The organism is Ruegeria sp. CDSC054 (genome assembly GCF_059610645.1).
This window is the reverse complement of sequence record NZ_JBXWOA010000019.1, coordinates 48457-55128: the sequence shown is the minus strand read 5'-3', so window position 1 is coordinate 55128 and position 6672 is coordinate 48457. Positions and strand designations below refer to the sequence as shown.

General features: G+C 57.6%; 8 protein-coding genes. 4 read left to right on the top strand and 4 right to left on the bottom strand.

Annotated features, from left to right (window positions below; all coding sequences use genetic code 11):
* Positions 1 to 459 precede the first annotated feature (459 nt).
* Genes AC2FGC_RS22515 through AC2FGC_RS22500 form a run of 4 tightly spaced genes read left to right on the top strand, consistent with a single transcriptional unit; the run spans position 460 to position 3962 of the window.
* Positions 460 to 1110, top strand: coding sequence for a histidine phosphatase family protein (locus tag AC2FGC_RS22515; RefSeq protein WP_496727347.1), 651 nt, complete (start codon positions 460 to 462; stop codon positions 1108 to 1110).
* Between the two features lie 21 nt (positions 1111 to 1131).
* Positions 1132 to 1746: a glutathione S-transferase family protein gene (locus AC2FGC_RS22510; RefSeq protein ID WP_496727348.1), complete on the top strand. Its 615-nt coding sequence runs from the start codon at positions 1132 to 1134 to the stop codon at positions 1744 to 1746.
* A gap of 14 nt (positions 1747 to 1760) precedes the next feature.
* Positions 1761 to 2816 carry a saccharopine dehydrogenase gene (locus AC2FGC_RS22505; RefSeq protein WP_496727349.1) on the top strand — a complete coding sequence of 352 codons (1056 nt, stop codon included), beginning with the start codon at positions 1761 to 1763 and terminating at the stop codon, positions 2814 to 2816.
* Positions 2817 to 2819: 3 nt separating this feature from the next.
* Positions 2820 to 3962, top strand: a complete 1143-nt coding sequence (locus AC2FGC_RS22500) for a saccharopine dehydrogenase family protein (RefSeq protein WP_496727350.1) — start codon at positions 2820 to 2822, stop codon at positions 3960 to 3962.
* A gap of 89 nt (positions 3963 to 4051) precedes the next feature.
* Here AC2FGC_RS22500 and AC2FGC_RS22495 read toward each other — a convergent pair whose 3' ends face one another.
* The 4 genes from AC2FGC_RS22495 to AC2FGC_RS22480 all read right to left on the bottom strand — a co-directional run bounded on the left by AC2FGC_RS22495 (position 4052) and on the right by AC2FGC_RS22480 (position 6655).
* Positions 4052 to 4255: a hypothetical protein gene (locus AC2FGC_RS22495; RefSeq protein ID WP_496727351.1), complete on the bottom strand. Its 204-nt coding sequence runs from the start codon at positions 4253 to 4255 to the stop codon at positions 4052 to 4054.
* A gap of 48 nt (positions 4256 to 4303) precedes the next feature.
* Positions 4304 to 4531: a DUF1127 domain-containing protein gene (locus AC2FGC_RS22490; protein WP_496727352.1), complete on the bottom strand. Its 228-nt coding sequence runs from the start codon at positions 4529 to 4531 to the stop codon at positions 4304 to 4306.
* Positions 4532 to 4802: 271 nt separating this feature from the next.
* Positions 4803 to 5297, bottom strand: a complete 495-nt coding sequence (locus AC2FGC_RS22485; protein WP_058277392.1) for a universal stress protein — start codon at positions 5295 to 5297, stop codon at positions 4803 to 4805.
* A gap of 17 nt (positions 5298 to 5314) precedes the next feature.
* On the bottom strand, positions 5315 to 6655 hold the full coding sequence (locus tag AC2FGC_RS22480) for a TRAP transporter large permease (protein WP_170566409.1): 1341 nt from the start codon (positions 6653 to 6655) through the stop codon (positions 5315 to 5317).
* Positions 6656 to 6672 lie beyond the last annotated feature (17 nt).

Below are 6672 nucleotides of genomic sequence, written 5' to 3'. Positions count from 1 at the left end.
ACAGGCATCTCCCAACCAGCAAAATCAACCAACTTACCGCCAAGTTCGACGTGCAAGTCATACAAGGGGGTGCGTTTGAGGGCGTCAGACATGGCAGAGACCTTTCCTAAGTCCTTGGCAATATTGCCGCATGAATTGCAACGTTATCTCGGTAGTGCCGCCAATTGACACCAAGGTTCCTAGGACTGTGCAGCGTGTCAACAGGCTTCGACTGCTGGTGGTCTTTTGGTCCCCCGAGGCTGGCGTTGCAGAGGCATGTATACAGCCGCATGCAGCAGCTTTGTATCCTATAGGAAACTTTTTTCCGTTAGGCAACATCGCATGCGACGTGCCATGGGCAAATTTCTACGGCGAGCAAAAGACAACCGAACCATCAAACTGATTTTTAGCCGCTTTCTGCCAAAGGGCTCTGGCACCGACCCTGAACCTGCCCTAAGACTTCGCGCAAGAGGGGACGTAATGGCACATATCACACTGGTTCGTCACGGGCAGGCCAACACCACCGCACGTGACGAAGTAAACTATGACAAGCTCAGCGATCTGGGCCATCAGCAAGCCCGTTGGCTGGGCGCGCATCTACAGAACACACAAGCGTTCTACCCGCGCGTCTATTGCGGAACCCTGTCGCGCCACGTGGAAACCGCCGCCAGCATGGGACTGCCCGAGCCTTCCCGTGATCCACGCCTCAATGAGGTTGAATACTTCACCATCTCGAAATTGTATGAAGAGCAACATGGCATCCCCGTGCCGACCGACCGGGAAGGGTTTGTCGAACATCTGCCCCGCACTTTTGCCGCCTGGGCCAGAGGTGAGATTGAGGAAACGCCCGAAACCTTTGAGGAGTTCGAAACACGCGTCTCGGACGCTTTGCGCGACATCGGCACCGAAGGCGGTCCGGCGATTGTTGTAACCTCGGGTGGGTTGATCTCGATGGTTGTCAGGCAGGCCATGGGACTGGACATACCTGCGATGGCGCGGGTGGCTCTTGCCATCATGAATACCTCCATGCATCGTCTGCACCCGATTGGCGCGCAGCTAAGCCCGGTTCTGTTCAACGCAGTCCCGCACCTGGAAGCGCCAGACAGGCAGTTTGCCCAAACGCATCTGTAACCCAAGCCCGGAGGTCCCCTGATGCAGCTCTATTATGCCCCCCGCACTATTTCGATCGCCGTTGCCATCGCGTTGGAGGAGGCCGGTCTGGACTATGAAGCGGTCCGTCTGGACTTCGCCGTAGGCGACCAGACCAAACCGGCTTACAAACAGATCAATCCAAAAGGCCGTGTGCCTGCATTGGCGGTTGATGGCGGCATCCTGACTGAAACCGGGGCGTTGCTGGAATATGTCGCTACGGCTGCGCCCGACGCAAATCTTGTCCCCGCCGATCCTGTCATGGCGGCCCGTATGCGCGAAGTGATGTATTATCTGGCCTCGACCATGCATGTAAACCACGCACACAAGCTGCGTGGGGCCCGTTGGGCCGACAAGAAATCCAGCTGGAAAGACATGACCGCCAAGGTCGCCCAGACCATGACCACGTCCTGTGAGTACATCGTATCAAACGGATTGCGCGGGCCCTTTGTGTTGGGCGATACGGTCTCGCTGGCGGACGCCTATCTGTACGTGGTGTGCAGCTGGCTGGAAGGCGACGGCGTGGACGTGTCGGCCTTTCCCAAAATCCTCGCTTTCCGCGAGGCGATGGAGGCGCGCGCCTCGGTTCAGGCGGTGCGCGCCGCAGGGATGATTTGAGTAAAGGACGACGCATGACACATCTCTGGGTCCGGGCAGAGCAACGCCAGAATGAAGAACGGGTCGGATTGACCCCAGAAGGCGCGGCGTCCCTGATTGCGGCAGGCATCCGGGTGACCATCGAGGAAAGCCATGTCCGCGCTATTCCGATAGACGGCTACAAAAACGCAGGCTGCGAGATTGCGCCCGAAAATTCCTGGCCCGATGCCCCCCTTGATGCCATCATCTTTGGTTTGAAGGAATTGCCAGAGGACGGCACCCCCCTGCCCCATCGCCACATCATGTTCGGTCACGCCTATAAGGGTCAGCATTCGGGGCGTTCACTGTTGGATCGGTTCAAGACCGGGGGCGGAACGCTTTATGATCTGGAATACCTTGTGGACGAGAACGGCCGCCGCGTCGCAGCTTTTGGCTACTGGGCTGGTTATGCCGGTGCGGCTGTCACCCTCAAGACGTGGGCGGCACAGCAGCGCGGAGAGGAGTGCGCTCCGGTTGGTGTTTACCCAAGCAAAGACGCCCTGAACCAAGAACTTCTTGCCGAACTGGATGCAACGGGTTCTGATCGACCCCGCGCCATCGTCATCGGTGCCTTGGGACGTGTTGGCGCGGGCGCGGTTGATCTGTGTGAGGCAATGGGTGTCACTGTCACTAAATGGGACATGGCCGAAACCGCCAGCGGTGGGCCTTTCCCCGAAATCCTAGATCACGACCTGTTCCTGAACTGCATCTTTGCGCGCCCCGGCACCCCGGTTTTTGTACCACGGGGTGCGTTGACCGCCCCGCGAAACCTGACAGCCATCGGTGATGTCGCTTGCGACCCGGACAGCGATTACAACCCGGTTCCGGTTTACGACCGTGCCACCACGTGGGACGCCCCTGCCTTGCGTGTTGCGAGTGATCCGGTGATGGATGTCATGGCGATCGACAACCTGCCCTCGATGCTGCCGGTCGAAAGCTCTGACGATTATGCAGCGCAATTGTTGCCATCCCTGTTGACCCTGACCGATTTGGACAGCGGCGTTTGGGGTCGGGCAGCGGCGACCTACAAATCTCATATCGAAGGGATCTGAACGATGACCATCCATTGGTGTGGCACCGGCCTGTCGGCCATCCCCGGCCTGCGTCGCCTGATTGAAGGCGGACACAAGGTCACTGTCTGGAACCGGACCGTTGAAAAGGCCAAGGCCGAAGTCGGAGACCTGACCGACGACATTCGTGCCTTTGACATCGACGCACTGGGCGCAGTGCTGAAAAAAGGCGACGTTATCGTCTCGATGCTGCCGGGCGATTGGCACGTACCGCTGGCGGAACTCGCAATTTCCAAAGAGGCCAATTTTGTCTCATCCTCTTACATCGCGCCCGAGATGCGCGCGCTGGACGACAAGGCGCGCGAGGCCGGTGTGGCGCTGGTGAATGAGGTCGGGCTTGATCCGGGTATTGACCATCTGATGGCGCATGCCCTGATCGCCGACTATCGCGCCTCGGACGCGTTTGATGCGAACAACCACCTGAGCTTTATCTCGTATTGCGGCGGCATTCCGAAAAACGCCAACCCGTTCCGGTACAAGTTCAGCTGGTCGCCTTTGGGTGTGCTCAAGGCCCTGCGTTCGCCGTCGAAATCGATCCGTGATTATGCACCGCTGGACGTCGCCCGCCCGTGGGACGCGATCAGCAGCTATATCGCCCCGCTGCCCACACCGGAAAGCTTCGAGGTCTATCCGAACCGCGACTCTCTGCCTTTCATGGAAGAATATCAGTTCGAGGATCACTGGACCGTCAAGGAATTCGTCCGCGGCACCTTGCGCCTGAATGGCTGGGCCGATGCGTGGTCGGACGTATTCAGCGAGATTGAAACCGTGTCCGGACCCGAGGGCGACGCGCGCCTGAAGGAAATGTCGGACCAGTTCTGGGACGAAAACGCCTATGACGAAGGGGAACCGGACCGCGTGGTTCTGTGCGTGGGACTGAAGGCCGAGAAAGACGGCGCACCCGTCTGGCACAAAACTTATGTCATGGACGCGTGGGGCGACGCGCGCGGGACGGCAATGGCGCGACTGGTATCTATCCCGGTCTCGCTGGCAGTTGAAGCGGTCCTAAACCGTGCGATCGCCGTCGGTGTCCATGCAGCACCCAGCGATCCAAAACTGGTGCAGGGCTGGATGGCCGAGATCGACAAGCTGGCGCAGCATTTGCAGGTCGTCGATCACACCGCCTAAATTCACATCAAAAAAGCCACTCCTGTATGTCGGAGTGGCTTTTATCTTCGTCTCTGTCGCCGGTATCAAACCTGGCTATCGCCACAGCTTCAGATGAACCGTTGGATCGTATCGTCAAGATCGCTGCGGTTTATGCCCAGCTCTGACAATTCCTGATCGGAAAAGCTGTTCAAATACTGTGCGGCCCGCACGATATCGGCGCTGATCGCACGTAGTTGCATGGCGCGGTCGAACAATTGCAGGGCACTGGTCGTGGGCGTCAATTGCTTGCTTGGCGGGATGACATCAAACATTGGTACTACCTCATAACTGGTTACGCGGGTGCTATCTCCGGCACCTGATTACTGCCGATAAGGCGCGCCGTGATAAACGCTTTGATAGGCGCGTTGCTTGATTTCAGCCCGAGGGACGCCGATGTCGCTCAATTGGCGATCGTTCAACGCCTCCAGGTCGTGGACTGTGTTGGCGAAAATCCTGCGGCGGAAATGCTCGGTTCGGGCCTCTGCATAATCCGCAAACAGCGTGGAAAAAACGTTGCCGTTCGGGGTTATTGTCTGTGTCGCTTCCATGGTCTTCTCCTCCTGAATTTGGATTGCGGTTGTGGTCACAATTCAAATAAAGGAACCGGTTCTTAAGGAGAGGACACCGAAGCATTAAGCTCTGTTAACAAAGCTTGCCTGGCGTGATCTTTGCTGGAGGTATTCGGCTTGGAGGATTTTGGCCCAAGATGATCAAAGGGCTGTAGGATGCCGGATACGCGGTATTCAGGCATCTCTTGGTAGTTTCGCGAGGCATGGTGCAAAGCACGGGCCGCTACCATCGCAGCGGCCCGTGGAAATTTTAGACTTCGTCCGGGTTTGGAACGATCAGCGTCGGGATTTTTGATCGACGCAAGACACGTTTTGCCACTGTCCCAAGGAAAGTGTGCGAAAAACCGTGGTCATGCGCGCCGAGCACGATCAGATCGCACCCCATCTCGACCGAGCGGCGCAGGATCACCTCGGCCGGGTGCCCGTCGGTGACCTCGATCGAGGACACCTGTTCACGGATCTTCGCGTCATCGCCTTCGAACTGTGCCCAGAACTTGGCTTGCCGTTCGGCCAGCACCTTGCGCACCATTTCATGGCGACGCTGGGCCGCGGTTTTACGCGTCTCTTCGTTCAGGATGAACATGTCCATCGTGATCTTCGCGTCGTCCGACAGGGGCTCGTTCACGTGCAGGACGTGAATTTCCGCCCCTGTTGCCATGGCAATGCTGGCCGCATTGCGCATGGCGTGACCCGAGTTCTCCGACAAGTCGGTCGCGAACAGGATATTTGTCACCATTTGTTTCATAACATTATCCTTTCAGGTCAGTAGCCCAACAGCCTGGGCAGCCATAGCGACAGCTCAGGGAAGAACGCAATGATGAAGATCGCGATGGTATTGGCCGCCGCAAAGGGCAATGCGCGCAACGAGATCTGCTCGATCGTGATATTCGAAATACCCGATGCGATGAACAGGTTCTCACCCAGTGGCGGTGTCTGGAAACCGATACCCAGCGTACAGACCATCACCACACCAAAGTGGATCGGGTCGATGCCAACCGAATAGGCCACCGGCAGCATCACCGGAACCAGGATCAGGATCGTGGCCAGCGTCTCCATGAACATGCCGACGAACAGCAGGAAGAAGATGATCAGCGCCCAAATCACATAGAGGTTGTCGGTAAAACTGAGCATCGAGTCCGCGATGATCGCAGGGATCTGGTTTTCCACCAGAAGGCGGCCGAACACGGTTGCGGTGAACAGGATCAGCAGAACACGCCCCGTCAGCCAGGTTGTGGCTTCAAGCGACTGGAACAGCGACTGCCAAGTAAGTTCACGGTAGATGACGACGCCAACGACCAGGGTATAGAAGATCGCGACAATCGCAGCTTCGGTCGGGGTGAAGAAGCCGGTATAGATACCGCCCAGGATCACCAGTGGGGCCATCAGCGACCAGAACCCACGGTACATTTCGCAAGCCACGTGACGCATCGACCAGCCTTCGGCAACGCCTTTGTAGCCGCGCTTTTTCGACATGAAGTAGTTCAGGATCAGCAAGCTGGTGGCGATCAGGAAGGCCGGAACGAAACCCGCGATGAACAGTTTCGAGATCGAAACCGACTGAAAGGTCCCGAATTTCTCGACCGCTTCAACAGGCGGCGCCATACCGAGCGCGGCAATGCCGAAGATCACCATCGGGATGGAGGGAGGAATAATAATCCCGAGGCCGCCAGAAGAAGCGGTAATAGCAGAGGCATAGCCGCGCTCATAGCCACGGTCGATCATTGCTGGGATCATCAGCATCCCCACGGCCGCGGTTGTTGCCGGGCCCGAGCCCGAAATGGCGCCAAAGAACAGACAGGCCATAACCGTTGCAGCCGAAATACCGCCGGTGAATGGACCAGCCAGACTTTCCGCAACATTGATTAGGCGTTTTGAGATACCGGCGGCCTCCATAAGAGCCCCCGCCAGAATAAATGCAGGCAGCGCCATCAGTGGGAACGCACCCACCGAGGTAAATGCAATCTGCACGAACTTGATTGGGTTTTCGCCCAGGTAAAGGAACGAGAACAGCGATGCCACACCCAGCGCAACCGTGATCGGAGCGCCGATGAGCAGCAGTAGAAGAAACGATCCAAATAGGATTGTGACGATTTCGGATTCCATGGTTTTTCCTCCCTGCC

Coding starts and splice junctions, on each gene's coding strand:
- AC2FGC_RS22490 (WP_496727352.1), bottom strand. CDS start 4,531: ATGGAAGCGACACAGACAATAACCCCGAACGGCAACGTTTTTTCCACG.
- AC2FGC_RS22510 (WP_496727348.1), top strand. CDS start 1,132: ATGCAGCTCTATTATGCCCCCCGCACTATTTCGATCGCCGTTGCCATC.
- AC2FGC_RS22480 (WP_170566409.1), bottom strand. CDS start 6,655: ATGGAATCCGAAATCGTCACAATCCTATTTGGATCGTTTCTTCTACTG.
- AC2FGC_RS22500 (WP_496727350.1), top strand. CDS start 2,820: ATGACCATCCATTGGTGTGGCACCGGCCTGTCGGCCATCCCCGGCCTG.
- AC2FGC_RS22495 (WP_496727351.1), bottom strand. CDS start 4,255: ATGTTTGATGTCATCCCGCCAAGCAAGCAATTGACGCCCACGACCAGT.
- AC2FGC_RS22515 (WP_496727347.1), top strand. CDS start 460: ATGGCACATATCACACTGGTTCGTCACGGGCAGGCCAACACCACCGCA.
- AC2FGC_RS22485 (WP_058277392.1), bottom strand. CDS start 5,297: ATGAAACAAATGGTGACAAATATCCTGTTCGCGACCGACTTGTCGGAG.
- AC2FGC_RS22505 (WP_496727349.1), top strand. CDS start 1,761: ATGACACATCTCTGGGTCCGGGCAGAGCAACGCCAGAATGAAGAACGG.